The organism is Bacillus sp. 2B09, from assembly GCF_003946835.1.
Classification (GTDB): Bacteria; Bacillota; Bacilli; order Bacillales; family Bacillaceae; genus Bacillus; species Bacillus altitudinis.
This window is the reverse complement of the sequence record NZ_RPSG01000007.1, coordinates 1-24,883: the sequence shown is the minus strand read 5'-3', so window position 1 is coordinate 24,883 and position 24,883 is coordinate 1. Positions and strand designations below refer to the sequence as shown.

The 24,883-nt window shown below is 40.2% G+C and carries 27 protein-coding genes, 1 tRNA gene and 1 pseudogene; 6 read left to right on the top strand and 23 right to left on the bottom strand.

All coding sequences use genetic code 11. The features are described from left to right. Window positions 1-370: 370 nt before the first annotated feature. Complete coding sequence (locus EBQ12_RS14155; RefSeq protein WP_007501231.1) at window positions 371-1,240, bottom strand: STAS domain-containing protein; 870 nt, start codon at window positions 1,238-1,240, stop codon at window positions 371-373. Between the two features lie 99 nt (window positions 1,241-1,339). Here EBQ12_RS14155 and EBQ12_RS14150 point away from each other — a divergent pair. Further along, window positions 1,340-1,410 (top strand) — tRNA-Gln (locus tag EBQ12_RS14150). A gap of 55 nt (window positions 1,411-1,465) precedes the next feature. Here EBQ12_RS14150 and EBQ12_RS14145 read toward each other — a convergent pair. Continuing rightward, a complete protein-coding gene (locus EBQ12_RS14145; RefSeq protein ID WP_007501232.1) occupies window positions 1,466-1,846 on the bottom strand; it encodes a Spx/MgsR family RNA polymerase-binding regulatory protein in 381 nt (126 codons plus the stop codon). A 212-nt stretch (window positions 1,847-2,058) separates the two neighbouring features. Here EBQ12_RS14145 and EBQ12_RS14140 point away from each other — a divergent pair, with 212 nt between their 5' ends. After that, window positions 2,059-2,301 (top strand): DUF2626 domain-containing protein, encoded by a 243-nt coding sequence (locus EBQ12_RS14140; RefSeq protein ID WP_003217440.1) that lies wholly within the window; start codon window positions 2,059-2,061, stop codon window positions 2,299-2,301. Window positions 2,302-2,349: 48 nt separating this feature from the next. Here the strand turns inward: EBQ12_RS14140 and EBQ12_RS14135 are convergent, their stop codons facing one another. Further along, window positions 2,350-2,988, bottom strand: a complete 639-nt coding sequence (locus EBQ12_RS14135) for an MBL fold metallo-hydrolase (protein ID WP_017357989.1) — start codon at window positions 2,986-2,988, stop codon at window positions 2,350-2,352. A gap of 160 nt (window positions 2,989-3,148) precedes the next feature. On the opposite strand from EBQ12_RS14135, the gene EBQ12_RS14130 reads away from it, so the two are divergent. Then, window positions 3,149-3,322 (top strand): DUF2759 domain-containing protein, encoded by a 174-nt coding sequence (locus EBQ12_RS14130; protein ID WP_003217333.1) that lies wholly within the window; start codon window positions 3,149-3,151, stop codon window positions 3,320-3,322. A 24-nt stretch (window positions 3,323-3,346) separates the two neighbouring features. Here the strand turns inward: EBQ12_RS14130 and EBQ12_RS14125 are convergent, their stop codons facing one another. From EBQ12_RS14125 to rpmG, 11 genes and pseudogenes are all read right to left on the bottom strand, one after another. After that, complete coding sequence (locus EBQ12_RS14125; RefSeq protein WP_008342314.1) at window positions 3,347-3,661, bottom strand: MTH1187 family thiamine-binding protein; 315 nt, start codon at window positions 3,659-3,661, stop codon at window positions 3,347-3,349. A gap of 77 nt (window positions 3,662-3,738) precedes the next feature. Next, window positions 3,739-4,992, bottom strand: coding sequence for an MFS transporter (locus tag EBQ12_RS14120; RefSeq protein WP_125590426.1), 1,254 nt, complete (start codon window positions 4,990-4,992; stop codon window positions 3,739-3,741). Window positions 4,993-5,322: 330 nt separating this feature from the next. Continuing rightward, a complete protein-coding gene (locus EBQ12_RS14110) occupies window positions 5,323-6,444 on the bottom strand; it encodes a M14 family metallopeptidase (protein ID WP_116307144.1) in 1,122 nt (373 codons plus the stop codon). Window positions 6,445-6,530: 86 nt separating this feature from the next. Further along, window positions 6,531-8,450, bottom strand: coding sequence for an LTA synthase family protein (locus tag EBQ12_RS14105; RefSeq protein WP_007501242.1), 1,920 nt, complete (start codon window positions 8,448-8,450; stop codon window positions 6,531-6,533). Window positions 8,451-8,662: 212 nt separating this feature from the next. Further along, window positions 8,663-9,616 carry an ROK family glucokinase gene (locus EBQ12_RS14100; protein ID WP_046343980.1) on the bottom strand — a complete coding sequence of 318 codons (954 nt, stop codon included), beginning with the start codon at window positions 9,614-9,616 and terminating at the stop codon, window positions 8,663-8,665. A 13-nt stretch (window positions 9,617-9,629) separates the two neighbouring features. Beyond that, complete coding sequence (locus tag EBQ12_RS14095) at window positions 9,630-9,833, bottom strand: YqgQ family protein (RefSeq protein WP_008342322.1); 204 nt, start codon at window positions 9,831-9,833, stop codon at window positions 9,630-9,632. A 70-nt stretch (window positions 9,834-9,903) separates the two neighbouring features. Then, complete coding sequence (locus EBQ12_RS14090) at window positions 9,904-11,442, bottom strand: rhomboid family protein (RefSeq protein ID WP_125590424.1); 1,539 nt, start codon at window positions 11,440-11,442, stop codon at window positions 9,904-9,906. Between the two features lie 86 nt (window positions 11,443-11,528). Beyond that, a complete protein-coding gene (locus EBQ12_RS19390; protein ID WP_017357994.1) occupies window positions 11,529-11,702 on the bottom strand; it encodes a hypothetical protein in 174 nt (57 codons plus the stop codon). Between the two features lie 89 nt (window positions 11,703-11,791). Beyond that, window positions 11,792-12,004, bottom strand: a pseudogene (locus tag EBQ12_RS19650) (hypothetical protein). 136 nt (window positions 12,005-12,140) lie between these two features. Beyond that, window positions 12,141-12,701, bottom strand: coding sequence for a 5-formyltetrahydrofolate cyclo-ligase (locus tag EBQ12_RS14080; RefSeq protein WP_048001749.1), 561 nt, complete (start codon window positions 12,699-12,701; stop codon window positions 12,141-12,143). 49 nt (window positions 12,702-12,750) lie between these two features. Further along, on the bottom strand, window positions 12,751-12,900 hold the full coding sequence (gene rpmG, locus EBQ12_RS14075) for a 50S ribosomal protein L33 (RefSeq protein ID WP_008360061.1): 150 nt from the start codon (window positions 12,898-12,900) through the stop codon (window positions 12,751-12,753). Between the two features lie 451 nt (window positions 12,901-13,351). Between rpmG and EBQ12_RS14065 the strand changes: the two genes are divergently transcribed. Together EBQ12_RS14065 and EBQ12_RS14060 are read left to right on the top strand one after the other, a co-directional pair. After that, window positions 13,352-13,699, top strand: a complete 348-nt coding sequence (locus EBQ12_RS14065; protein WP_003217285.1) for a hypothetical protein — start codon at window positions 13,352-13,354, stop codon at window positions 13,697-13,699. Then, window positions 13,696-14,196: an endolytic transglycosylase MltG gene (locus tag EBQ12_RS14060; protein WP_007501254.1), complete on the top strand. Its 501-nt coding sequence runs from the start codon at window positions 13,696-13,698 to the stop codon at window positions 14,194-14,196. The genes EBQ12_RS14065 and EBQ12_RS14060 overlap by 4 nt, the downstream gene beginning before the upstream one ends. 45 nt (window positions 14,197-14,241) lie before the next feature. Here EBQ12_RS14060 and pstB (EBQ12_RS14055) read toward each other — a convergent pair whose 3' ends face one another. The 9 genes from pstB (EBQ12_RS14055) to EBQ12_RS14015 all read right to left on the bottom strand — a co-directional run bounded on the left by pstB (EBQ12_RS14055) (window position 14,242) and on the right by EBQ12_RS14015 (window position 23,843). Then, complete coding sequence (pstB, locus tag EBQ12_RS14055) at window positions 14,242-15,024, bottom strand: phosphate ABC transporter ATP-binding protein PstB (protein WP_017367606.1); 783 nt, start codon at window positions 15,022-15,024, stop codon at window positions 14,242-14,244. A gap of 15 nt (window positions 15,025-15,039) precedes the next feature. Continuing rightward, complete coding sequence (pstB, locus tag EBQ12_RS14050) at window positions 15,040-15,852, bottom strand: phosphate ABC transporter ATP-binding protein PstB (protein ID WP_007501258.1); 813 nt, start codon at window positions 15,850-15,852, stop codon at window positions 15,040-15,042. Window positions 15,853-15,875: 23 nt separating this feature from the next. After that, window positions 15,876-16,760 carry a phosphate ABC transporter permease PstA gene (gene pstA / locus EBQ12_RS14045; RefSeq protein WP_007501259.1) on the bottom strand — a complete coding sequence of 295 codons (885 nt, stop codon included), beginning with the start codon at window positions 16,758-16,760 and terminating at the stop codon, window positions 15,876-15,878. After that, window positions 16,760-17,686: a phosphate ABC transporter permease subunit PstC gene (gene pstC, locus EBQ12_RS14040; RefSeq protein WP_017357999.1), complete on the bottom strand. Its 927-nt coding sequence runs from the start codon at window positions 17,684-17,686 to the stop codon at window positions 16,760-16,762. Before pstC ends, pstA begins: the two co-directional genes overlap by 1 nt. Before the next feature lie 79 nt (window positions 17,687-17,765). Then, complete coding sequence (locus tag EBQ12_RS14035) at window positions 17,766-18,683, bottom strand: phosphate ABC transporter substrate-binding protein (RefSeq protein WP_125590422.1); 918 nt, start codon at window positions 18,681-18,683, stop codon at window positions 17,766-17,768. Between the two features lie 214 nt (window positions 18,684-18,897). After that, window positions 18,898-21,033: a peptidoglycan D,D-transpeptidase FtsI family protein gene (locus EBQ12_RS14030; RefSeq protein ID WP_017358000.1), complete on the bottom strand. Its 2,136-nt coding sequence runs from the start codon at window positions 21,031-21,033 to the stop codon at window positions 18,898-18,900. 122 nt (window positions 21,034-21,155) lie between these two features. Then, window positions 21,156-22,442: an MFS transporter gene (locus EBQ12_RS14025; protein WP_008342348.1), complete on the bottom strand. Its 1,287-nt coding sequence runs from the start codon at window positions 22,440-22,442 to the stop codon at window positions 21,156-21,158. Between the two features lie 123 nt (window positions 22,443-22,565). After that, the gene (gene sodA / locus EBQ12_RS14020) at window positions 22,566-23,174 is read right to left on the bottom strand and encodes a superoxide dismutase SodA (RefSeq protein ID WP_007501264.1); all 609 of its coding nucleotides are present in this window, start codon (window positions 23,172-23,174) and stop codon (window positions 22,566-22,568) included. Between the two features lie 183 nt (window positions 23,175-23,357). Further along, on the bottom strand, window positions 23,358-23,843 hold the full coding sequence (locus tag EBQ12_RS14015; protein ID WP_007501265.1) for a DUF456 domain-containing protein: 486 nt from the start codon (window positions 23,841-23,843) through the stop codon (window positions 23,358-23,360). 143 nt (window positions 23,844-23,986) lie between these two features. Here EBQ12_RS14015 and EBQ12_RS14010 point away from each other — a divergent pair, with 143 nt between their 5' ends. Beyond that, window positions 23,987-24,739 carry a DUF1189 family protein gene (locus tag EBQ12_RS14010; protein ID WP_125590420.1) on the top strand — a complete coding sequence of 251 codons (753 nt, stop codon included), beginning with the start codon at window positions 23,987-23,989 and terminating at the stop codon, window positions 24,737-24,739. Window positions 24,740-24,883 lie beyond the last annotated feature (144 nt).

Here is a 24,883-nt window from a genome sequence, read left to right as displayed (position 1 = left end):
GGTTAAAAATGTTCAATTTGAGGTGTATTTCATCTATAAATAACAGAAAGACATATCAAAAAATTTGACTTTTACAACAACGGGTTCCGTTCAGAGGAGAAAATAAAAAAGAAGTGCTATTGGCACCTCTTTTTGATGATTATTTCATTTGGTTCTTTCATTATGGATGATCTGTTACAAGGAGGTGTCTCCAAATTTAATCCTCCTTAATAGATTGCTGATTTGAAGATAAAGAATATCCTTTCGTATCTGATTTATGGGTAAAAAAAGAGACCAAATCGTATGCGAATTGGTCATCTCATTCATATGCTCATTATATTGTTTCTCCTTGTCAACGGACCCGTTACTTTTACTAGTAACATTTTTTGGTTCACGTTGCTTCTTGCTGCTCTTCAAAGATACGAAAGCCTCTTTTTTCTAAAGCTTTTGCAAGGCTGTGTTCAGTATTTACTTTTGAGAAATCAATGCCGAGTTTCACTACAGTTTGAGCGATTTCTGGGCGAATGCCTGATATAATCGTCTCAATTCCTAGCAACTTCGCACTATCAACCACTTTAAACAGCTGATAAGCAACCATTGTATCAACAACAGGAACGCCAGATATATCAATAAATAAATGGGTTAGACGCAGTCTAGATGCCTGTTCTAGTACTGATTCCAAAATGATTTTCGCCCGGTACGTATCAATTTCACCAATCAGCGGCAAAATACCGATCTCTTTTGAAACTGGAATAACAGGCGCACTAAGCTCTTGAATCATTTCTCTTTGTGCATTAAGCTGATTGATCGTCACGCGGTCATACTCTTCTGATAAACGCGCAATCATGTCATCAAATGTGGCGTGAAAATGCTGATTCCAATCGCACACATCTTTGAGCGTCACTTCAAGCTCTGTTTGTTGTGTAAAGGTCTCAATTCTGGAACAAAAAATGTGGCGGAACACCTTAAATTGTCCGATGATTTCATATAAAGGTACTTCATGAACAGCTCGATCGCGGGCAATATCAACTGACCACTTTTTTAGATGATCTTCTACTTTATCTGATAGCGTGACTAACGTTGCTGCAATCGTTTGAATAAATGCTGTGTTTTGTTCTTTCAGCTTCTTTTCTGTCTCCTCTGAAGCATGTTTGGAATATAATGAGCCTTCTTCTGTTCTTGTTTTCAGCCATTCTTCGGTCATGACAGGGGCTTCTTTAAGAATAAATTCATATAATTGCTCAGATTTTTCATTTTTCATTTCTGTCGTTCGCTCCTTTTTCACTTACAACTAGTGACAACCAACTTTTTATGTATAAATGACCGCAGATGGTGAACAATAGCATTACACGTTTCATATTGGGCTATAGCCAAGTGGTAAGGCAATGGACTTTGACTCCGTGATCGTTGGTTCGAACCCAGCTAGCCCAGTTCAGCACAAAAACGAAGACGGCTGAAACATCATTCAGCTGATCTTCGTTTTTGATTAGGAAACCGATTGATGAATCGCTTTCTTTTTTGAAATTTTCATGAGTTCTCCTGGATTATAGCCGACCACTAATTTATTTCCATCAATGATAATAGGTCTCCGGAGCAGCTTTGGTTTTTCAATGAGAAGCTGAAGTACCTCATTTACTTTTAGATCATTAATATTTAAATTTAAGCTTTTAAAAGCTTGGCTTCGAGTAGCTAAAATTTCATCCATTCCTTCTGTTGTTAAGGAAAGGATTTTTTTCAATTCGTCTAGTGTTGGCGTTTCTCTGAAAAGGTGACGCTCTTTAAAATCAATTTGATTCGCCTTTAACCAATGTTTTGTTTTGCGGCAAGACGTGCAGCTTGGGTATGAATAAAAAGTAATGTCACTCATTAGTCTTCCTCCTTAGGTCGTTAACCTTTTCTCTTATGGACTAAGTACCCTCATGCATTTAGGCATAAACACTTTTTCATCACTTTTTCAAAAAAATTTTTTCTAACGAAAGAATGAATGTTCACACGTTGTCAAAAATGTAAATGTTTACATAACAAGTGATCATCAGCTATAATATGAATCAAAGGGGTTTTTTAAGGGGAGGGAAAGAAATGAATCGCATGTTCCGCGTTCTTGGGTTTTGGACGGGTATTTTTGCTGTCATGTTCTATTTAGGACATATGAAAGATGCATCCTTGCTGTTCTTCGGTCAAACCGTTCTTTTTGTATTTTTATCCTACTTGAATTTATCCGAAAGAATGTATATTTACATTTTCGGAGCGTACTTGACGATTTTCTTTGCCGGATTTACATATTATTCGATTTTCATCATGGTTCCCGGTACCGGACATTAATAGAAAAAAGCATCTCTTTTGAAAGAGATGCTTTTTTCGTGCGTGCTATTATAAAGAAAACCCATTGATAAACGGATTTTGCTCCTGTTCTGTAAGCACAGTTGTTTCCTCGCCATGTCCACTTAACACAAGAGTTGATTCTGGCAATGACAACAATTTGTCATGTATCGATTGAAGCAGCACGTCTTGATTACCGCCCGTTAAATCAGTTCTCCCGATACCACCTTGGAATAGAGTATCACCAGAAATCACAAATCCTTCTTCCGCTGAATAGTAAGACACACTGCCAGGTGAATGACCTGGTGTGTGGAACATTTCTAATGTAAACGATCCAATTTGAAGAGGTCCTTCTGACGTAATCAATTGTTCAGCTTCTTTGACCGTAATTCCGTTACCAATTAGTCGAGCTGAACCGTTTAACTGAGCATTTGTCAGCCATTCTTTTTCCTTTTCATGGACATAAAGCGGAATTCCCCATTCTTGACGCACCTCATCTGCTGCACCAATATGATCAAAATGGGCATGTGTCAATAAGACAGCAAGTGGTTTCAGCTGTTTTTCTTTCACATAAGAAATTAGCTTTTGCGCTTCGCCGCCTGGATCAAAAATTAAACATTCTCCTTGTTCATTTTTCCAAATATATGCGTTCGCTTGCACATAGCCTAGTGGCATTCTTCTCCAATTCATTTTCATCACCTACTACTTTTTTCATTCTTTTTTATTATGAAGGCTATTCAATAAAAATTCAAACAATCGTCAACTTGAATGTACTCGACAAGCTTTATGAAAACGGTTAAAATGAAAAGAAAGGAAATCAAGGGGATTGATGACAAAGGGGGACTTTCATATGATGCTCGTCATTATTTTTGGTCTAGTCACGATTTTAGCCGCTCTCGGCATCTATCGCTCACTCAAAAAAGTGAACGTACTGGCCATTGCTTTCGCTGGCGCCACATTTTTGGTTTTTGGATGGTTTACCGTCATGACCATCATCTATAGCGGTTATCCAACTGCACATTAAAAGCCTGCAATCAGCAGGCTTTTTCTATTGATTCAAATGTTTATTCACGCTTTCTAATTTGCTTGAAAGGGTGGTCGTTTGATCTCTTCTGTCATCTATGCGGATATTGGTTGCTACTCGGTGTAAACCCTTTTCAAATGGAGCTTCATGAATACGCTGAATGACCTCAAATAAAACGGATAGCTCCCCTTCAATTAAAGTATTCATTGGTGTGAGCTGATATTTGATTTTCCCTTCTTGTTGAAAGCCCTCTAACAGTCTTTGTACGTCTGCTACATAAGCACTCACGCTTGGTGTATCAGTGCCTATTGGAATGATGGTGACATCTGCTATCGCCATGGTTCTTGCTCCTTTCAATGATATCCTATTTCTTTCTCGTTCTCATTGTAACCCATCGTGATTCAAAAATGCCATGATCATGTGGCGTTTAAGCTTGGTTTGTCCCGTTCTATCGTCAAATCTGCTCTCTCTACCTTCCCAATATTCGTGAAAAGGAGCAAGCATATACCTGAAATAGCCTCTATCAGTCCTCCTGCTGCAATGACATAACCTGAACCGAATAACGTCGCCATATAACCACCAATGAGAGCGCCTAACGGTATCATTAAATACGAGATCATGTTAATAATCGCATACACTTGCGGCTGATCCTCCGCTTTTACTGACAATTGAATCATCGTATGTTCAGGTACATTGACTGCACTGATGGCTGCACCTAAGGCAAATGCAGATATAAACACAAGTGGTAATAAGGCATTCATCCCTGTAATGAAAAATGCAATTCCATCAACGATCCCTGCCCCGATAAAAAGCAGACCGTATCGATTCACTTTCACCTTTGTTAAAACGAATCCCATCAAAAATGCACCTAATGCCGTGGTCACTTTGATGAATGAATATACTACTGGTCCACTATGTAAATCTTCTTTTAAATAAATAACCGACAATGCCTCCCACGGTGCCGCAGCAAAATTGGAGCAGACACAAAAAATGGCTAATGGAAACAAAATATGATGACTTTTTACAAGTGAAAATCCCCTTATTAATCGTTTTCCGTATGATAATCCTTTTTTTCCTTTATCCATGATCGCTTCCGTTTTATATGTAATCAGCAAAACCAGTAAAGCGGACATGAGGTAAAGAGGAATAATCACAACCATTGTATATCCTACCCCTACAAATGCAATCATGACACCACAAATCGTCACAGTCACAAGCCTGACCACATGACTGGCTGATTGAATGGTTGCATTCGCCTTTTGTATCACATCTTCATGCACAAGCTTTGGAATAATGGACACCGAAGCTGGTTCATAGGAACCACCAGTCGCTGAATGCAGCAACATACCGCCAATGATGAGTGCCAAAGGAGAAAAATCATAAAAGTAACTCACCACAATCACAAGTATAATCGCCGCCCGAGTTAAATCAGCAAAGCACATCCAAAATTTCAATTGATGCGGCTTCATCATTGGGGTAATAAACGGCCCAATAATGGCTTGAGGGACAAAACTAACGGCAATAAAAAATGCTGTTCCAATTGCTCCCTTTCCCCCTAGCACTAAAAGCCACAAAATGGTATTAAAAGATAAACTATCAGCAGTAATTTTACACATTTTAGAAACAAATAGATAAGTAAAATTCCGTTTCCACAGGCTTTGAGCATTCAATCATCGACATCTCCCTAATTCATATCCTTTTTTTTACATCCACTCTTTCACAATAGCTTACAGGGATGCTCTCGTCAATCACATCAGCACGGTTTTTATTGACCATAAGAAATTGATTGGTTTGAACGGATTAAATGATTGTTGACAAAGGGCGAAAATGAACTTGATTTTAGCCCTTTGTCTTCTTTTCAGCGTGATAAAAAACCTTTGCAGCCCTAGAAAGGACGAGTACTGGTGCGGAGCGAATTTCACCTTCGTGAGCACTGGCACGCAGGACTGACAAAGAATGCGAGGGTTTGTCTACACGCTGAAAGCACCAATTAGGTGCTTTTAATACTTACATGCTTCCCACAATAACCGCTTTGTTTTTTCATAGATCGAATCAAATTGACTCATAGAAAGCGGGTTCTTACCTCGCCCAAGTTCCACCGTATAGCCCTCACTTTTACATTGATAAATAAACCAATCTCGATAACCTGCATAGCTATCAAGATATTGAATCGCTTTGTAACCACTCACCCGTTCTAACCGTTCGACCGTCTCTTTTGAAATGGCCGGTTCGTGGCCAAGAAAACCCCAGTATATCTCTTCTCCTTGTGTATGAAGGGCAATTAGCCGGTCAAAGCGTTTTCGTAAGGCGAGATGTGCCATTGCTTTCGCTTCTGGTTCTGTTAACGGCTGATGCCCTGGGAAATCCCTATAAGACGGAGCTTTCGGCTTATTACGATAATATTCGATTTCCCAATAAGCAGGAAATTGATTGTTTAGATCAATTCCTCGAATATTCGCCTTCCATTCTCGATAATCGGAAAATCCACCATTTAGCGGCGCGAACTCCTCACCGCACAGCCCTAAAGATTCTGGACCATTGCGAACCAAATCAACACCGTCTGGATTTACCATCGGGACAATAGACAAAGCAGTAGTCTGCAATATACGAACCGCTTCATGATGTCTTGCTTGCACTGGGTCAGAGGCCGCTAAACAAAGTGATTTAAGCCATTTTAATAAAACAGAGGTCGTGATCCATTCATTTGCATGAAAAGAGGCATTAACATGTATGGAATGTAAATGTTGTACAGGCTCCGTACGGATTTCATAAATGGGCGTATCAAGCACTGATTGACCAATCACACTCATTTGAAGAAAAGGAAAAACAGCTTTCAAATATTGAAGCTCTCCTTCTAAGTGAGCGCTATCATATTCAAATATTCCGCTGATCCAATCATCTGATTGCTGGAGCCGGTAAGGCGCAATGAAGCTTTGCACATCACCTACCGATTGAAATGAATGGGTCCCTTCTGGAAGTCTATACCCCGGTAAAAGGAGGTGATCCGTATTTGATTGATTGGACAAACGGAAAGCTTCTTTCCCTATACCAAGCTGCTTTGCCACATCCTCCTTCCTTGCTTCACCCAGATGCCATTCAATTGTGCCAAACGACTTTTTCATTTACATCCCTCCCCTCTCACACTATATGAACCAGTAAGTAAAAAAAGAAAACCTCTGCATGTAAATAGCAGAGGTTTTCTTTTAAATTAAGACGCCTTTTTTAGCTCAGTGTCATCTTCTTTTTTAGATGGTGAATGGTCCGAGTTGTTTCGGTCATAAAATCTAAGGAGATCTCCATAGATAATTTGATCAGAGAATTGAAGCTCCTGCTTTGCCTTTTCTTCATAAGACTGACAACCAGACTCATCTTCTCTCGGCTCACCCGTTTCTTTGTTGTAGCACACACCAGCTGTGAAAACACTGTCCTTCGTAATAAAACTTCCATCTCGAAGCACTGTGAAGTCATTTGTATCTTTTGATAATAGGTCATGACCAAATTGAATTTGCTTACTTGTATCGATTCCTAGAAGGTTCATGACTGTTGGACGGATATCCACTTGGCCGCCAACTGTATCAATCTCTTTTGGATGTTTATCCGTGATACCAGGAATGTGTACAACAAATGGTACTTTTTGAAGCTGAACTTCTTCAAAAGGTGTAATGTCTTTGTTTAAGAATTGTCCCATTGCTTCGTTATGGTTTTCAGAAATCCCGTAGTGATCCCCATATAACACAAAAATGGAGTTATCGTATAACCCTGCTTCCTTCATTTTTTTAAAGAAAAGCTTGAGTGCCTCATCTTGATAACGCACTGTAGGGAAGTATTTGTTCAACGTTTTGCTCTTTGAGTCATATTCATCAATGAGCTTATCTTCTTCATCTAAGTCGAATGGAAAATGGTTCGTTAATGTAATCAATCTCGTATAGAACGGCTGCGGGATCGTTTTCATTAAATCCACTGACTGCTCAAAAAACGGACCATCTTTTAGTCCCCAGCCAACTGAATTTTCTTCATTTACATCGAATGATTTAATATCAAAAAATTTGTCGTAGCCAAAGCTGTCATAGATCAGGTCACGGTTCCAGAAACTTTTGTTATTCGCATGAATAACAGAAGAATGATAGCCTTCCTCTTTTAACAACTCAGGTGCGGCTTTGAACTCGTTGCTTGGATTTGTGAAAAATACAGCTCCTCTTCCAAGCGGATAGAGTGAATTATCAACAATAAACTCGGAGTCGGATGTTTTCCCTTGACCCGTTTGATGATAGAAATTACTGAAATTATAGCTTTTCTTGATCAATTTGTTTAAGAACGGCGTGATCTCTTTCCCATTCAATTTTTCATTGATCACAAAGCTCTGGGTAGACTCAAGCGATACTAGAATGACATTTCGTCCTTTTGCTTGACCAAACGTCTTTTCATTACGGTCTGTTTGATTTGCGCTTACATAGTTTTCAATTTCCGTTAAGCTATTGCTGTCGGCAAGTGCTCGCTGAGCGGATTGCTTCGATTGCAGAACCCCATCATAAATATGGAAGTTATATAAGCTGATGTTTTTCACTAGCATCTCACGGTCAAATGAACGAGTTAACAGCTCTGGTCTTTCTGTTTCAGCCAAACCAAGGTTAAAAAAGAAAGTGGCTGCCACAAATAAGTAATAAGCTGCACGTCCCTTACGTGAAATCGTTACATCTGTTCTAAAGGAAGGCTGTTTTTTATAGAGCCAAATTAAAATGATGATATCAACAAACATCAGAAAATCAACTGGTTCAATTAAAGAGGTAATACTTGACCCGAGGTCACCCATATTGTTTGTTTGAAATAGGACGGGGATGGTTAGAAAATCACTGTAGAATCGATAAAATACAATGTTAGCTAACAAAATAAATGTCAGAACAAAACTCGTCACAATGATATATCGATTGCGATTTTTTTCTTTAAAGAATAAACCGATACCGAAGATAAACAAGAGAAAGCTAAGCGGATTAATAAACAGGATAAATTCCTGCATGAAATTTTCAATTTTGATATTAAAGCTAGATTTATAGATAACATAGGTTTTCACCCACATTAACAAAGTCGCAATCAGTAAAAATGACATCGCCTTTAATCTTTTCTTTCGCATTGTAACCTCCTTATGCTAAAAACGCACTCAGGTTAGGGACATCCCCAATTATTGGTGCTTCTTCAAAAATAACTAAAGTATATCTTATCCTGTCTATGCTGGAAAATCAATGTCTTTTTCCCCATGACAAACTTATGAATATGCTAAACATTCAATTTCATGCCTATCTATCGCTGATTTTAATAAAAATGACATCATTATGACATTTTTGTTCAAGACAGCCACTTGTTTTTTGCCATCCATGCACCGCCGATCACGCCTGCATCGTTTCCTAGTGAGGCAATCACCACTTCAACATCCTCAGCACATGGCGGGAAGGCATGATGCTTGACGACACGCTCTACTTTACTGCGAAGAAGCTCGCCCGCTTTAGATACACCGCCGCCAATGACGATTTTTGTTGGGTTTAAGGCACTGGCTAGATTCGCAAGGACAAGACCAAGATGGGTTGTTACTTCATCTACGACATGCATCCCCAGTTCGTCTCCGTTTTCTGCTGCCTCAAATACATCCTTTGCAGACAGCGAAGTAAGTGAGCCAAGTGATGATGTATGGCTCTTTGTTTGTAATGAATCCTTTGCGATTCGGACGATACCTGTGGCAGACGCAATGGTTTCAATACAGCCTGTTCTTCCGCAGTTACATGGTGCTCCTTGAAATGGAACGGCACAAATATGACCAATTTCTCCACCAGCACCTGTTTCGCCTTGAACCACTTCTCCATTGACAATAATACCGCCGCCAACCCCTGTGCCCAGTGTAACCATCAGGATGTTTTTGGCGCCATCACCTGCACCCTTCCACATTTCACCGAGTGCAGCAATATTCGCATCATTTTCGATGACAGATGGAAGTCCTGTCTCTGCCTCTAAATGGTCTTTCAAGGGATAGTTTGTCCAGCCCAGATTCGTTGTTTTATAGACAATTCCGGATACTTTATCCACTGGTCCCGGTGCCCCCATACCGATCCCAATTAGGGCTGATTTCGGCATGCTGATCTCAACTAGTTTATGGTCAATTGACTTGGCAATGTCGACTGTAATTGTCTGCCCAGATTTATCCGTAGGAATCTCCCACTTATGCTGAATTTCACCATAAAGATTAATAAACGCAAGCTTAATTGTCGTACCGCCAAGATCAACTCCTACAAACCAATCCCCTGTCATATGTCCTCCACCTTCACATTGTTTTTCGGTTTAATTTGGCTAGTTCCATTTGAAGGATGGTCATTGCGTTTGACCATTCAGTTCGATCGATGATGCCCGATGTGTACATTTCCTTCAATTCATCTGCCATAAATTCTAATTCCACTTCACGATCTCCGAAATATACGTAATTTCCAAATCTCATGAGCAGCTGCTGTACATCATATAACGTTTTCATTATTTTCACCATTTCTCTAAATCAACAGATAGGATAAGCGTATTCATAAATACGCTTTCAGTCAAGTCATTCAACGTGTTTGAGTGTTTTCAATATATTGTTTCAACTTTAAAAATTGGTCATTTTGCGGATCTTGTTTTAATGCTTTTTCGATGAAGTCGTCTGCCTCCGCTGTCTCGCCTTTTTCTACATATAACAACGATAAGTGATACAATTTATTCGGCTCATTAGGATCTTTTTCAAGCGACTTTTGCAAATACTCAATGGCCTTGTCAAGATGTCCAAGCTGCGCTTCGGAAAGCGCATATATATGAAGTGCTTCAGCTGAGGCATCCTTTTGCTTTACATATTCCTCTAGACGCTGACTTGCTTCGCTATAGTTCTTTTCATCAAATAAACTCGCTGCCTCGCTAGTTGCCGCCGCTTCTTTTTGATCGTCTGAATGAAACCCTGTATACAATCCAAAGCCGCCAATAAGGAGGAGAAGAAGACTAGCAAGAAGCATTTTGACAGGCTGAAACTGTTTAGGAAGACGGACCGCTAAAGCGGCTAAAAATCCGCCAGCAAGCCCCCCAAGATGCCCTGCATTATCAATCCCTGATACAGTGAAACCTATCCCTAAATTGATGAGGATAATAACGATAATATTTGTCCCCATCGTACGAAAGAAGAGCTTCCGGTTAGAAATCGCTAAATATAACAATGCGCCTAAACAGCCAAAGATCGCACCTGATGCTCCTGCTGCGATGGCTGTATTAAACACAAAGCTCGCTATGGAGCCAAAGATGCCGGAAATTAAATAAATGAGCAAAAATCTTCCTGAACCATAAATTCTCTCAACAGCCGCTCCAACGGACCAAAGAGCAAATGTATTAAAGAGTAAATGCGTCAAACCAATGTGTAAAAACATAGGTGTCACAAAACGCCACCATTCACCCTCTAAAATCAGCATATTATTTTTCGCACCAAATGCTGTTAAAGTGGCTGTATTGGTACTTCCACCAGATAATTCAAGTAAAAGAAACATCACCACTTGGACTGCGATTAACATATAGGTAAAAATCGGTCTGCCATTTTGAAAAACGGCCCGTTCTCGTTCACGCTGCTTTTCCTGATCTTGAAATGCCTGAAGCACGTTCATTTTAAGCTGCATCACATCTTCGGCTGTATCTGCTTTCGCCTCTTCTACATCAATCGAAAGTGATGTATTCAGCCATTTTTGCAACTCGCGTCCATCGTTTTGAAGGGTTTCTTCATTCAGTAAAACAGGTGTCACCGTCACCTTTTGCTGTTTTTGCGGTTGACCGTTTATGTCTTCCCAATCATCTACTGGATGATCAGCTGTAAATTGTAGCTGCAGGAGATGGAGAGAACGTTTACGCATGGCTTCTCTCAACTGATTCATCCGAAAAGCCTGCTCTTCCATATCTCGAACGATCTCCTGTCTAAAATTCACATCTCTTCTATATAGACGGATGAGATCATATCCTGAGTTTCGTGGTGCTTCAAAAAAGATTTCATCTTCTGGGTACGGGCTTTGAATCATCTCGTATCCTTTTTGTCTGAGTTCATCAATCACTCGCCAAAATAGACTATCTATGACATTCATTCATTCGCGCTCCATTTTTTACATTATTATAGCAAGAATTACTCTTATACGCATTTCTCAACAAAAAAATCCCGGCTTTTGCGGGATTAGAATGCTTGGCGAATAAATTTCGTCCGAAAATATGGGATTTTCATTAGCCATTTAATAAAAAAGTGACGCACTTGGTTTTGACCTAAGATCAAATTCATGACCCGATAACGATTTTGCACAAGAACGAATGCAAACAGTGTGAACACAATGCTCCAAATCATTTTATTCATCATATTCCCTCCTATGTTCGTATCGTGGCTTAAATAGGATTTGTTTATGCATGAACCATCATTTTTATCTCTTACCATGCGATCTACTTTCACACTCTAATCCCTTGTTCTTTTGATTGAATATAATAGACCTCTTCACACTCTGATTGATCATAAGAACCGCCAAATTGATGAAGGTCGATTAAATCTTTGAACGCTTTGATATACTCTCTTCTTATTTTTCCGACTCCAAAAAAATCAAGGTGTGTATGCTAAAAATAAACCCATGAATCATGTTCGAGTTGTAAGTCAAAAGTATTCACTTACTCCCACAAATTACGGAAGTATCTTTTCTTTCCTCGAAATTTTTTCAAAACATGCCTCCTACTAGCTAAAATGCCATGAACTAATGAAACGATCTCAACACAAAAAGCCCGTTTTTGGACAATGAGCGGGCTTTCACTTTTGATATAACGTACCTTTTTCACTGACAATCATAGATACCGGTATGTCGTGCGCTTCAGCCGGAATATGCCTCGTCTGCTGTAAAGACAAACAAAGGGCAATGGTTCCCCCGTGGTAGTCCGCTAAGTAGCGATCATAATAGCCCCCACCAAACCCAATCCGGTAACCACGCTGATCGAAGCACACCCCAGGAACAATGATCAAATCAATGGCTTCTTTATGTACAGCTGTAGACTCAAGAGGGTCTGGCTCCAATAGCCCAAAGTAGCTAGATTTCATCTTTGTTTCAGGTGTATATTCATAAAACACCATCTCTTTTGTTCTCGGAAAACAGGTGGGAATACAAACTGTTTTTCCTTCTTCCCACGCTTTTTCAATCAGAGGCATTGTCGGTATTTCTTTTCCCCTAGACATAGTCAAAGCAATCGTTTTCGCCTGTTTCCATGCTGGCAGCTGCAACACGTGTTCATGAAGTAGAGCGGCGTGGCGATTGAACTCTTCAGCGCTTATCTGATCAAGCATGGCTAATGTTTGAAGGCGGAGCTCCTTTTTCATACAGGTTCATCTCCCATCATAAAAAAACAGCAGGAAAATTCCCTGCTGCTTACTTTGTTTCACGATGTAAAGTTTGTTTTTTATCACGTGAGCAATACTTTTTGAATTCAACGCGATCTGGATTGTTTCGCTTATTCTTTTTAGTAATATAGTTACGCTCACCGCATTCAGTGCAAGCTAGAGTAATATTTACGCGCATGTTTTTCCCTCCAAACTAAAATCAATTCACATTCAGACCTAACTATAATACCACTTCTAGCTAAGGAATGCTAGAATGTTTTTTCACCAATTTCATTTTTCAATGCATTCCCCCCGCATCCTGATCCATATTGTCTGGTCATGTGATGAAAAATCGCCTTCTCCCCTATAAAAACACGTTCTTTGTCGTACTGTATACATGAGAACCCCCTCTTTGTTCCACAGCTTTTTTTCATCTGATCCGTCTTCTTTTATTTTAACAGCGGGTAAGGTTTTCATACTTGGTTTCCCTATAAAAAGAAAAATGATGAAAAAAAGGTGATTTTTTCAGCAATTCCTTTTGAAACTAGCTTTTTTATGGTATAAAAAAGAAGGGTCGAAAACTGTCTGAAACAATCATGAGAGCCTTTTTTGGCTTTCAGCATTAAAATATGAATAAAAGGTGATGAAACATGGAAATTGCAATTATCGGATTGCTTGTTGTCAGTATTGTACTGATCGCATTCTCATATTTTCAAAGAGAGCCGATTAAAGAAGTCGAACAGGAACTTGAAACACTTCAACTATCTGCAATGCAAGAAATCTATAAACTGAAAAAGAAAATGAAGGTTCTTGAAGAAGAATTGCTTGAAACAAACATCGTTGTCCGCAAGCATTCAGAAATTGATCCATCTATTGCAAGACAAATCATTTCAAAGCATCAAAATGGCATGTCTCCTGAGGCGATTGCGCGCGCTGAGCATGTATCTGTAGAAGATGTGAACATGATCATTAAAGACAACGAGAGGGTGCTTGTATGACGAAAAAAAGCATCCAAACGTTTGCAGCAGGTATGATTCTTGCAACTGGTGTTCTGGCGATCGTCTTTTTCCTTACTGGAAAAGATGAAGCGGCAGCTGATTCTACAACAAAAGAAACCCTCGCAGCGAAAGTGACAGACACTGACGTGAAAAATTACTTAGACTCTAAAAAAGAAGTCTCCGTCAGCCGTGAAACATATCAACAACTTCTTGATTATAAAGAAAAAGCGCTGAAAGCAAGTGAAGACGGCGATTCTCAGAACGATAAACAAACAACGGACAAGCCAAAAGGCAAAACGGTTAAATTCGTGATTAAAAACGGTATGAGCACAAGTGATGTTTCAGACATGCTTGAAAAGGACGGAATCATCAACTCGTCTAAAGATTTTAATGATTATGTGATAGACGCAGGCTACCATAAAGAAATTCGTGCCGGCAAATTCAATTTAAAAACAGGTATGACATTCAAACAAATCGTCAAAGCCTTAACAAAATAACATCAAAAAACCCCCTGGCGGCATTGACCTCCAGGGGGTTTTTGATTATCCAAATCGTCCTGATATATAATCATTTGTTCTTTGATCATTTGGCTCTGAGAACATCACATTCGTATCATTGACCTCAACAAGCTCGCCCATCAAAAAGAACGCTGTTCGGTCTGATACCCTTGCCGCTTGCTGCATATTATGCGTCACAATGGCAATCGTATATTTCTCTTTCAGTTTCATGATTAATTCTTCAATCTTTAATGTTGAAACAGGATCAAGCGCAGATGTGGGTTCATCCATTAATAGAATATCCGGGCTTGTGGCAATGGCTCTTGCGATACAAAGACGCTGCTGCTGACCGCCGGAAAGACCTAATGCAGGCGCACTTAATCGATCTTTCACTTCATCCCAAAGGGCAACATCACGAAGCGCTTTTTCAGCGATTTCTTTCAATTGCTGCTTGCTCTTCACCCCGTGAATTCTTGGCCCGTAGACGACATTATCAAAGATAGATTGAGGGAATGGGTTTCCTTTTTGAAAGACCATCCCAACGTTTTTACGCAGTTCCACTAGATCGACACGGCCTTTTAAAATATTGTCACCGTTATACATCATATCCCCGGTGATTTTCACACCTGGCACTGTTTTGACCATGAGATTTAAAGTCTTTATAAATGTTGACTTTCCGCAGCCGGACGGACCGATAATCGCTGTGACCTCATGCTCTTTAATGTCTAAATCAATATGCTTCAGTGCGTGATGCTGTCCGTACCAAAGGTTCATATCATTCACACGAAACACTTCTTTTTTGGCTGTTTCAGTTGCTACTGCATTCATCAAAATCCACCCGCCTTATCCGAATCGACCATTAATATAGTCTTCTGTTTTTTGCTGCGCAGGACGTGTAAAGATACGTTCAGTCGCATCGTATTCCACTAGATCACCGTTCAGGAAAAAGGCTGTATGATCAGATACACGTAACGCTTGCTGCATATTGTGTGTGACAATGACAATCGAATAATCATGTTTTAATTCCGATAATAGTTCTTCAATTTTTGCATTTGAGATCGGGTCTAAGGCAGAAGCCGGTTCATCTAATAAAAGCACGCTAGGTTTCATCGCAAGGGTACGTGCAATACAGAGGCGCTGCTGCTGGCCGCCTGATAATGATAAGGCAGAGCGGTGCAAGCGATCTTTGACCTCATCCCATAGCGCTGCCTTTGTTAAACTTTCTTCTACCGCATCATCAAGCACTGATTTCCTTTTTTCACCCGCATATTTTAGCGCATGCGTAATGTTGTTGTAGATGGATTTAGGAAATGGATTTGGCTTTTGGAAGACCATCCCGATTTCTCTTCTTAAATTCACCACATTAATACGGTCATCCAAAATATTTAACCCTTCGTACATGATCGCCCCTTCACTTCGTGCACCTGGAATTAGGTCGTTCATGCGGTTAATGCTGCGTAAAAAAGTCGATTTTCCGCACCCTGATGGGCCGATTAATGCAGTAATTGCATTTTTTTCAATTTCGAATGAAATTTGATTGACCGCTCTTTTTTCACCATAATAAATACTTAAATCCTGCACCTGTAGAATCTGTTCCGCTTGAAGTGGAGCCTTTTTTGCTGCAATCTCTTTTTTTTCTGCTAGCATTTGAACCATATCCCCTTCACACCTCTCACTATTTATTTTGACGTAAGCTTCTTATGAATAAATGAACCAAGCCATCTAGCTGCTAAGTTGAATACTAATACAGAGAGCACAAGTACGGCTGATGCACCATTTGCAATGGCCTCTGCATCTGGAATAATCCCCTGTGTATTGACGTTCCATATATGAACGGCTAATGTTTCTGCCGGTCTAAAAATATTGAGTGGTGACGTATCGGAGAAAGGACTCCAGTTTGTAAAATCAAGACGCGGTGTTGAAAGACCTGCTGTGAAAAGAAGAGCAGCCGCCTCACCGAAAACTCTTCCCGATGCTAAAATCGCTCCAGTTATAATGGATGGAATCGCACCTGGGATCAGAACCGTCTTCACTGTATGCCACTTTGTCACACCGAGCGCAAGCGATGCTTCCTTTTGATCCTTCGGTACAGATCGAAGTGCATCTTCTGTCACCCTGACCATCACTGGCAGATTAAAGACTGTCAGCGCAAGGGCTCCTCCGATAATCGTATAGCCCCAGCCTGTTAAATTAACAAACATCAGCAAACCAAACATACCGATGACGATCGATGGCAGAGACGATAACACTTCAATACATGTACGAATAAAATCAGTCACTTTGTTTTGAGGTGCATATTCTGCCATGTACACCCCGCCGCCCACGCCAAGAGGCACGGTAAACAGCATCGTAATAAATAGAATGTAAAACGAGTTAAACAGCTGATCCCTAATACCGCCGCCAGAACCAATCGCACTTGAGCGGGTAGTCAAAAAGTCAAAATTTAATTCTTTGGCACCGTTGAAGATGATATAAGAAAACAAGCCAACAAGTATCGCCGTGATAATGGCGGCACATAATCCAAAAACGATTGTGGCAAAACGATCGGTCATTTTGCTATTCATTAAATCTTCCTCCTAGATGACAAGTATCTGATAATGAGTATGAACATAAATGATACAACTAGAAGGACAAGTCCCATTGACCAAAGTGTATTGTTTTCAACACTTCCATACGTTGTATGTCCCATGTTTAACGTAATAATGGTTGTTAATGTACCAGCTGTGTCCATAATACTTTCTGGTAGATTACGCGTGTTTCCAATGACCATCTGAACGGCAAGGGCTTCTCCAAATGCTCTTGCCATTCCAAGCACGACTGCTGTCATTAATGTCGGAAGCGCTGCCGGTACAAGAACACGTCTGATCGTTTGCCATCTTGTTGCGCCTAATGCATACGATCCCTCACGTAAACTTTTTGGAAGTGAAGCCATTGCGTCAGTTGCAATGGATGTAACAGTTGGCAGAATCATAATAGACAGGACAATCGTTCCTGCTAAAACACTGTGCCCTGAACCGCTTGACTTAAAGTGTCCAATAAACGGCACCAATACTGTAAGACCTATGAATCCGTAAACAACGGATGGAATCCCTACAAGCAGTTCAATCACTGGCTGGAGAATTTTCCGTCCCCATGCAGGTGCAATTTCTGTCATGAAGATCGCTCCTGCGATGCCTAGCGGTGCTGCTATGAGTGCTGATAGAAGCGTGACAGCGATTGATCCAAAGATAAATGGAAATGCGCCGTATTGCGGATTTTCCGCTGTAGGGTTCCAATTGATACTGGTTAAGAACTCAATTGGGCTTACACCATTTACGATGAAAGATTGTAAACCCTTAATGCCAAGGAAGATTGTGATGGCAATTGATACAGCAATCATTAAGAATGCGCAAAATTTCACCAAAATACTTCCTCTTACTTCATCCATTTGCCTATTTTTTTTCGAGCTGATCAGTCGATCGCTCGCTTCTGTATGTTCTATCTGTTTCATCTTTTTCTACACTCCTATGAATGTCATAAAAGGAAAAGTGAAAAGCTCCACTTTTCCTTCATCATCAATTCAAGACCTTTTACTTATCTGTTTGTTTGCCTGTTGCGTCTCTTTCTACTTTCATATTAGAGACTGAGATGTAGCCTTGGTCTTTAACGATTTCTTTTTGTACTTCGTCACTCATCAAGTAATCTAAAAATTGTTTTGCTAAACCTTCTGGCTCACCTTTTGTATAAGAGTGCTCATATGCCCAAATTGTATATTTACCGCTTTCTACATTGCTTTCTTCTGGTTTCACACCATCAATGCTAAGCGGTGTAATTTTGTCATCTGTTAAATAAGAGAATGCTAGGTACCCAATCGCACTTGGTGTTTCTGCAATCAACTTTTTCACCGTGTTTGAAGAATCCTCTGTGATTCCTTCTGCAGGTGTCGCGCCGTCAAGTGCATATTTCACAAATGTTGCACGAGTTCCTGATGAGTCTGGTCTGTTCACAAGTGTGATTTTTTGGTCTTTCCCGCCAAGCTCTTTCCAGTTTTTGATTTTACCAGTGAAGATTTTTTTCAATTCGTCCTTTGTGATGTCTTTGACACCAACTTCAGGGTTAACAGCTGCCGCCATTCCAACAACTGCTACTTTGTGGTCTTTTAAAGCTTTTGCGTCGATTCCGTCTTTCTCTTCTGCGAATACATCTGAGTTCCCAATTTGTACAGATCCTTCTGATACTTGAGAAAGTCCTGTTCCTGAACCGCCGGCTTGTACTTGAATATCGGCTTTTGGATGTTTATCCATGAATTTTTCTGCTGCCGCAAGAACTAAAGGCTGCATCGCAGATGATCCTGAGATGGTAATGGAACCTGATGCCTCATCTTTGTTTGAAGCATTTCCTTTACTGTCTTTTGAATCTCCGCTTGAGCTGCTGTTTCCGCATGCTGTGACGAATGCTAACAATGCGATAGTAAGGAAAGTAAGCAGCCATAATTTGTTCTTTTTCATTTCAAGAATACCCCCTGAATAATTTGTCCTACGAGTAATACATTAAAGGTTCTTTATTAATTTCGTTTAAATGGAATGTTAAGGTTTTGTAAATGTCGAAGATTTGTAGAGAAATTGCGGGGTTTTTTATGATTTTTGTCAATTTAAATCGAAAAGTTTGAAGAAAATATAAAAAAACGCCCACAAAAAGTGAGCGTTTTTACCTAGAAAAGGTCTAGTTATTTGTTTCTGCTTCATTTTCAATTTTGTTTTTGTTCTTCGCTTGTGTATCATTGCTTTCCTGTTTTGATTTCAGTTCAAAGTACTTGTCTAATACTTGTTCACCAATATCATTTGTAATCGGATAGCGCTGGTTGTAATCTTGATACACCCAAGGCACGACAACTGAAATCGCTACTTCTGGATTATCAGCAGGCGCATACGCAACAAGTGTTGTGTTATACGTTGGTGTGCCGCGTTTACTTTTAATCGGGCCGTCATAGAATGATTGAGCGGTCCCTGTTTTGCCAGCTGGATTGTATTTTTTGTTGCCAAAGTTCGAATATGCTGTCCCTCTTGGGTTCTGCATCACAAGCTTGAATCCTTGCTGTACGCGTTTGATCTCATCACTTGTCATATCGAGCTTATTCAGTACATCCGGCTTGACGGACTCTGTTACAGCCCCAATGCCTCTTTGCGGATCTGGCTCTCTCACTTCTTTTACGAGCTGAGGACGTAAACGATAGCCGCCATTGGCAATCGTTGAAACGTATTGCGCCATTTGTAGCGGTGTAAACGTGTCATATTGTCCAATCGCATAGTCAAGTAAAAGACCAGATTGTGTAGATGTTCCACGATAGCCAGTTGCTTCGTTTGGCAGGTCAATACCTGTCTCCACTCCAAGACCAAATTTACTAAAATTGTAACGGAACGTATCAAACGCCTTTGTATCAATTGGGAGCGGCTGATTCTTACGATATTCCCCTTTCCCAATTGCAATCGCTGTTTTAAACATATACACGTTTGATGAACGTTCTAGTGCGGTTAAATCATTAATGAGTCCCATATTTTGATAGGATTTTTTCGGCGGTGACTGAGCGATATAGAGCGGTTCATCGTATTGGGTGCTTCCAATATGAAGGACGCCTGTTTTATAACCTGTCAGCACAGTTGCCCCTTTTACTGCTGATCCCATCGCATATGATGATGTCATCGTTCCTAGTGCATAGTCATCAAATTTGTATGTCCCATTCTTATTGGTAATCTGTTTACCCGCAATCGAGAGCACTTCCCCATTTCTCGGGTCCATCATGACAACAAACGCACGATCAAGAAGTTCTGTGCCGCCTCTTTGCTTCGCACTTTTCAAGTTCTTTTCGATGATTTTTTCTACCGCTTTTTGCAGCTGAATATCAATCGTCAGCACAAGGTCTTTCCCGCTCTTTCCTTCTGTTAACACTTTAGAGCTTGTGACATTGCCTTCTTTATCCGTTGTACTTTGTTCTTTTTCTTTTTGACCTTGCAGGACATCTTCATATTGATATTCAAGATAACTTTTTCCTACACGATCATTTCGGCTGTAGCCGAGTGATAGATAATGTTCAAGCAGTGACGACGGAAGACCTTCATCACTTGAAGACACACTGCCGAGCATACTGCGGAGCAGTCCTTTATAAGGATAGCTGCGTGACCAGTCTGTTGTGACATCTACACCTGGCAGCTCGTCCAAATGCTCAGAGACGTAAGCAATTTCACTTGGTTTTACATCTTCATTTTTAATGAATTGAGGCGTAAGTGCATAGCCTGCATCCATTTGTCTTTTAATCGCAAGCACTTGCAAATCTTTTTTCGTCAGTTGATTTAATTCCTTGTCTGTGATGCGTTTCAACTGGAGCTCGTATAGTTTATCATCAGAGACCTTATCGTCACCCTTTAAATCGGCTTCTTTTTGAACAAGCTTTTTCGCTTCATTCGGATGGGTTAAGATCCAGAAATCTTTTTTATCACGATCTGTGATTTTCTTCGTACTTACATGAATCATATCTGCTAATTTTGTTGCCACTTTGAGCCGCTCTTCTTGTGAAGTCGTCGAGGTTCTCGTATATGTAATGGCATTTAGCGCTTTATTGCTGACAATCGTGTTATAGTTTCGATCATAAATTTTTCCGCGCGGAGCAGATGAGCTGACATTTACGTCTTCTTGTTTTTCTGCCTGCTTTTTATAATCTTCTCCATTCACAATCTGCACAAAACCGAGTCTGACCACAACACCGGTAAAAATAATAAACGCAGCTAAAAATAATAAATTCAGCCGGATCGGAAGTGTTTTGCGCCCTTCCTTCGCGTCTTTTTTGTTTTTCTTGTTTCTCATCACATCACCTTTTCTATCAAGAAAGAAATGGCACCCCTTTTTGTGTATAAAAGGTGCCATCATCATTTTAGCGGTTTTTCTATCATTTATCTAGAAATTTGATGTTCCATTGGTAAGAAATTTTACCTTTCTCCCTTCATAAGGTTCGTTTGAGAAACAGGCTTTTGACCGTCAGCCTCTTCTATATCAGCTGTTTTCTCTTTTAAATGAATGTCCTTTACAAAATAATAAATAAGGGTGTGCCCCGCTCCGAGTACGACAAGTGAAGCAGGAATCCCAAGCCGATCGCCCAGTAAGGTGACAGATAAAAGAAAAAAGACAATCGAACAAATACGCCCGGCATTTAAAAATAGTTCTCTGACGACAATATATTCAATTCGGGCTTTCCTTGCATATCTGGCATGACCGATGACATCGTAAGTTAAAGAGACATACGGAACAAGCAGAAGCGGGTAGCCGATCGCAATGGCTACAGCGTACATAAGCAGTGATACATAGGACAAGTGAAAGACGATTAAAAATAAAGCGCCGTATAAAATAAGCCCGCCAAACATAATCGCTTTTTTACGCCATTTTTTCTTAATCAAACGGGTAGCAAAAAAATAGGCAAAAAAGGCAACACCTGAATTGACTAGACCAAATGTGCCTAAAGCAAGCTCACTGTTTGTTGCAATAAACACAAAGACACTGATTAAAAAGACAAACACGCCTTCACGGAGCCCCTGAAAAAAGTGAGCAGTTGTGATCTTACGCCAATTCTCGTCCGCATGGCGCTCTTTCCAAATTTGCTTAATGATAAATTTTCCTTTTGATTGTCTCCTCTTGAGGAAAAAACTCATCACCACCGCTAGTGAAAACAAAAAAAGCGATAAAGTGAAAATCACTGTATAGCCTGTATCATCCGTTAATTGAGAAATCACAATTCCTGCAATGAGCGGCCCGATCATACCGGCTGTAGAGGTAAGCACTCCTAAAAATCCATTAAAGAAATCCCTTGTTTCAGGTTCAGTGATCTCAAAAGTGAGCACGTTAAAGGCAAGCCAGTAAAAACCATAGCCGATTCCAAGCACACTGCCTAATAACACGAGCCGAGCTGCCGCTTGCTCTCCTGCCATGAGAACAATTAAGTAAAAAGCGGCTAAGAAGATGACACCGAAACGAAGGACAAATGCACGATCTATTTTTTTAGCGAGCCGACCAGCAAATAAAAAGGTAATGGGCTGAAGGACAACTATCGCCAAGTTATAAATCGCAAGGTCTGTAAATCGCCCAGACTGTTTCCATAAATACACGTTCACAAACGTATTCGAAAGCGCAATCGCAAGTGCGTATAATCCGCCAATCGTGAGGAGGAGCAATAAATCTCTTGTGACATCCATGTCCCCGAACATTTTCTTTAATCTGCTCATATCATTCATTCTCCTTTTCTACACAATAGTCTGTCTCATCAAAAGGCAGATATGTAAAAAAAGGAGGGAAAATATAAAAAGACCCGCTCTCAGAGAGAAGCAGGTCTTTTCAAATCAAATCATTTATTTAGCTTCGCTGTAAAGGCGAGCCACTTCATCCCAGTTCACAACATTCCAGAATGCTGAAATGTAATCAGGACGACGGTTTTGGTAGTTTAGGTAGTAAGCATGCTCCCAAACGTCTAGTCCTAGGATTGGTGTTTTTCCTTCTGTTAAAGGAGAATCTTGGTTTGGTGTGCTTGTGATTTCAAGTTTGCCATTGTTCACAACAAGCCATGCCCAACCAGAACCAAAGCGTCCTGCAGCTGCTGCAGCGAAATCAGATTTGAATTTTTCAAATCCGCCTAATTCTTTTTCGATCGCATCTGCAAGTTCACCAGTTGGTGCGCCGCCACCGTTTGGTGAAAGAAGCGTCCAGAATAATGAGTGGTTCGCATGTCCTCCGCCATTGTTACGTACAGCTGTACGAATGTTTTCAGGCACAGAGTTCAAGTTAGCCACTAGCTCTTCAATTGATTGATCTTCAAGAGCTGATACACCTTCGATTGCTTTGTTTAAGTTTGTTACATAAGTGTTATGGTGTTTTGTGTGGTGAATCGTCATTGTTTCCTTGTCGATATGTGGTTCTAATGCATCGTAAGCATATGGTAATTCTGGAAGTTTAAAAGCCATGGTTAAATTCCTCCTTAGAAATGTATGTACTGAAATGCTTCCTTAGTAAGCAAGCAATTCACCCTAATCAAAGAGTATCAAAAGAAACGGCTTGTTTCAACGTTATTGCTCATGATCTGAAACATTTCAGTGTTTATTTTGTATTTAACCCTTCAGAAAGAGTGTTAAACACCGATTTTCCATTTAGCGAAGCACATAAAACAAAAAGATTCCCAGCATCAGTGCTTGAATCAACCCTTTTGCAAATACGCCTGACACAAAACCAATTAATGAGCCAAGCCCAACTTTCACACTTGTCTTCAGATCTTTTTGATGAACGAGCAGCTCTGCGATGACACTGCCGATAAATGGACCAATGATAATTCCAGCAATCGGAATCACAAAAGGACCGGCTAAAAGCCCAATGGTACTTCCCCAAATGGCCGCCCGGCTGCCGCCAAAGCGTTTCACCCCAATCAGATTGGAGACATAATCTGCGGCAAATAACACAGCTGTAAACATGGCTTGAATGAGCCAAAAGGTGAGCGTCAATTTCTCAAAGCTAAAAAAGAGCCCATATAAAATAAACCCAAGAACCATGAAAACCACACTAGGAATGATTGGATAGACAAGTCCCACAAACGCAATGATAAATGCACAGCCGATCAAAATCCAATACAGCACGTCCAATCCGCTGCCGCCTCCTTTTTATATGCTGTATACATTATGCCTCATTCCTTCTATCTTAACCAGTAATGAAGGCCGTACTTGTACTGGATGGATAGACATTGATACAATGTGAGAAATAGAAAAGAATGTAGGAAGTGAATCGGTTGAACGTATTTAGTTTATTGTTAAAAGGAATTTATTCACCAAAAGATATTGCCAGAGCACGTTTTACTGGGATTGGAAAGGCCATTTTATTCATCTTTATCCTTTCGATCATCGCAGCTGTCCCCCAGGGCTATCATATGAGCCAAGAGATTTCAAATGCGATGTCAGGATTTCAACATGTGATTAAAAAAGATTTACCCGACTTTTCCATTGAAAAAGGAACGCTTCAAGCGGATCAAAGCACGCCGATCGAAAAAGAAGAAAATGGCATCACGATTATCTTTGATCCCGCTGAAAAAATAAAATCAAGTGAGCTTGAATCAAAACAAACAGCCATTGCGTTATTGAAAGAAAAAGCAGTGATTGCCATTGACGGACAAATGACAGATATTCCATACCAGCTGCTTGGCGGAACACTCACAAAAGATGAACTTGCCAGCGTCACAAACCAGAATCAAGCGATCATTATCCCTGTCATTTGTGTCCTGCTGTACCTATCTACTGCTTCTCTCATGTTCATCAGCGCAACATTCCTAGCCATGCTTGGCACATTTATTAAACGAATGCAGCAAAAAGAGCTGTCCTTTCAAATGCTTTGGAAGCTCTCTGCCTATTCACTCACATTAACAACCGTCTTTTTCGCCATCATGAGTGCATTAAACACGCCGGTTGCGAACTCATTTTTATTAAATTGGGTGATTAACTTTATTTTCTTATATCTTGTCGTTAAAGAAATACCTGCAAAAAAATAAGCTCCCTCATTTTGGGGAGCTTCAGATTGTAGAGAAACTCATGTTTTTCTACAATCTTTTTTATTTTCACCATCATTATGATAGATGAGATTGAAGGAAAAACATGAAAAAGGCCTCCCACACACCTATCCTATAGCTTTGCTA

Coding starts and splice junctions, on each gene's coding strand:
- EBQ12_RS14155 (WP_007501231.1), bottom strand. CDS start 1,240: ATGAAAAATGAAAAATCTGAGCAATTATATGAATTTATTCTTAAAGAA.
- EBQ12_RS14145 (WP_007501232.1), bottom strand. CDS start 1,846: ATGAGTGACATTACTTTTTATTCATACCCAAGCTGCACGTCTTGCCGC.
- EBQ12_RS14140 (WP_003217440.1), top strand. CDS start 2,059: ATGAATCGCATGTTCCGCGTTCTTGGGTTTTGGACGGGTATTTTTGCT.
- EBQ12_RS14135 (WP_017357989.1), bottom strand. CDS start 2,988: ATGAATTGGAGAAGAATGCCACTAGGCTATGTGCAAGCGAACGCATAT.
- EBQ12_RS14130 (WP_003217333.1), top strand. CDS start 3,149: ATGATGCTCGTCATTATTTTTGGTCTAGTCACGATTTTAGCCGCTCTC.
- EBQ12_RS14125 (WP_008342314.1), bottom strand. CDS start 3,661: ATGGCGATAGCAGATGTCACCATCATTCCAATAGGCACTGATACACCA.
- EBQ12_RS14110 (WP_116307144.1), bottom strand. CDS start 6,444: ATGAAAAAGTCGTTTGGCACAATTGAATGGCATCTGGGTGAAGCAAGG.
- EBQ12_RS14105 (WP_007501242.1), bottom strand. CDS start 8,450: ATGCGAAAGAAAAGATTAAAGGCGATGTCATTTTTACTGATTGCGACT.
- EBQ12_RS14100 (WP_046343980.1), bottom strand. CDS start 9,616: ATGACAGGGGATTGGTTTGTAGGAGTTGATCTTGGCGGTACGACAATT.
- EBQ12_RS14095 (WP_008342322.1), bottom strand. CDS start 9,833: ATGAAAACGTTATATGATGTACAGCAGCTGCTCATGAGATTTGGAAAT.
- EBQ12_RS14090 (WP_125590424.1), bottom strand. CDS start 11,442: ATGAATGTCATAGATAGTCTATTTTGGCGAGTGATTGATGAACTCAGA.
- EBQ12_RS19390 (WP_017357994.1), bottom strand. CDS start 11,702: ATGAATAAAATGATTTGGAGCATTGTGTTCACACTGTTTGCATTCGTT.
- EBQ12_RS14080 (WP_048001749.1), bottom strand. CDS start 12,701: ATGAAAAAGGAGCTCCGCCTTCAAACATTAGCCATGCTTGATCAGATA.
- rpmG (WP_008360061.1), bottom strand. CDS start 12,900: ATGCGCGTAAATATTACTCTAGCTTGCACTGAATGCGGTGAGCGTAAC.
- EBQ12_RS14065 (WP_003217285.1), top strand. CDS start 13,352: ATGGAAATTGCAATTATCGGATTGCTTGTTGTCAGTATTGTACTGATC.
- EBQ12_RS14060 (WP_007501254.1), top strand. CDS start 13,696: ATGACGAAAAAAAGCATCCAAACGTTTGCAGCAGGTATGATTCTTGCA.
- pstB (WP_017367606.1), bottom strand. CDS start 15,024: ATGAATGCAGTAGCAACTGAAACAGCCAAAAAAGAAGTGTTTCGTGTG.
- pstB (WP_007501258.1), bottom strand. CDS start 15,852: ATGGTTCAAATGCTAGCAGAAAAAAAAGAGATTGCAGCAAAAAAGGCT.
- pstA (WP_007501259.1), bottom strand. CDS start 16,760: ATGAATAGCAAAATGACCGATCGTTTTGCCACAATCGTTTTTGGATTA.
- pstC (WP_017357999.1), bottom strand. CDS start 17,686: ATGAAACAGATAGAACATACAGAAGCGAGCGATCGACTGATCAGCTCG.
- EBQ12_RS14035 (WP_125590422.1), bottom strand. CDS start 18,683: ATGAAAAAGAACAAATTATGGCTGCTTACTTTCCTTACTATCGCATTG.
- EBQ12_RS14030 (WP_017358000.1), bottom strand. CDS start 21,033: ATGAGAAACAAGAAAAACAAAAAAGACGCGAAGGAAGGGCGCAAAACA.
- EBQ12_RS14025 (WP_008342348.1), bottom strand. CDS start 22,442: ATGAGCAGATTAAAGAAAATGTTCGGGGACATGGATGTCACAAGAGAT.
- sodA (WP_007501264.1), bottom strand. CDS start 23,174: ATGGCTTTTAAACTTCCAGAATTACCATATGCTTACGATGCATTAGAA.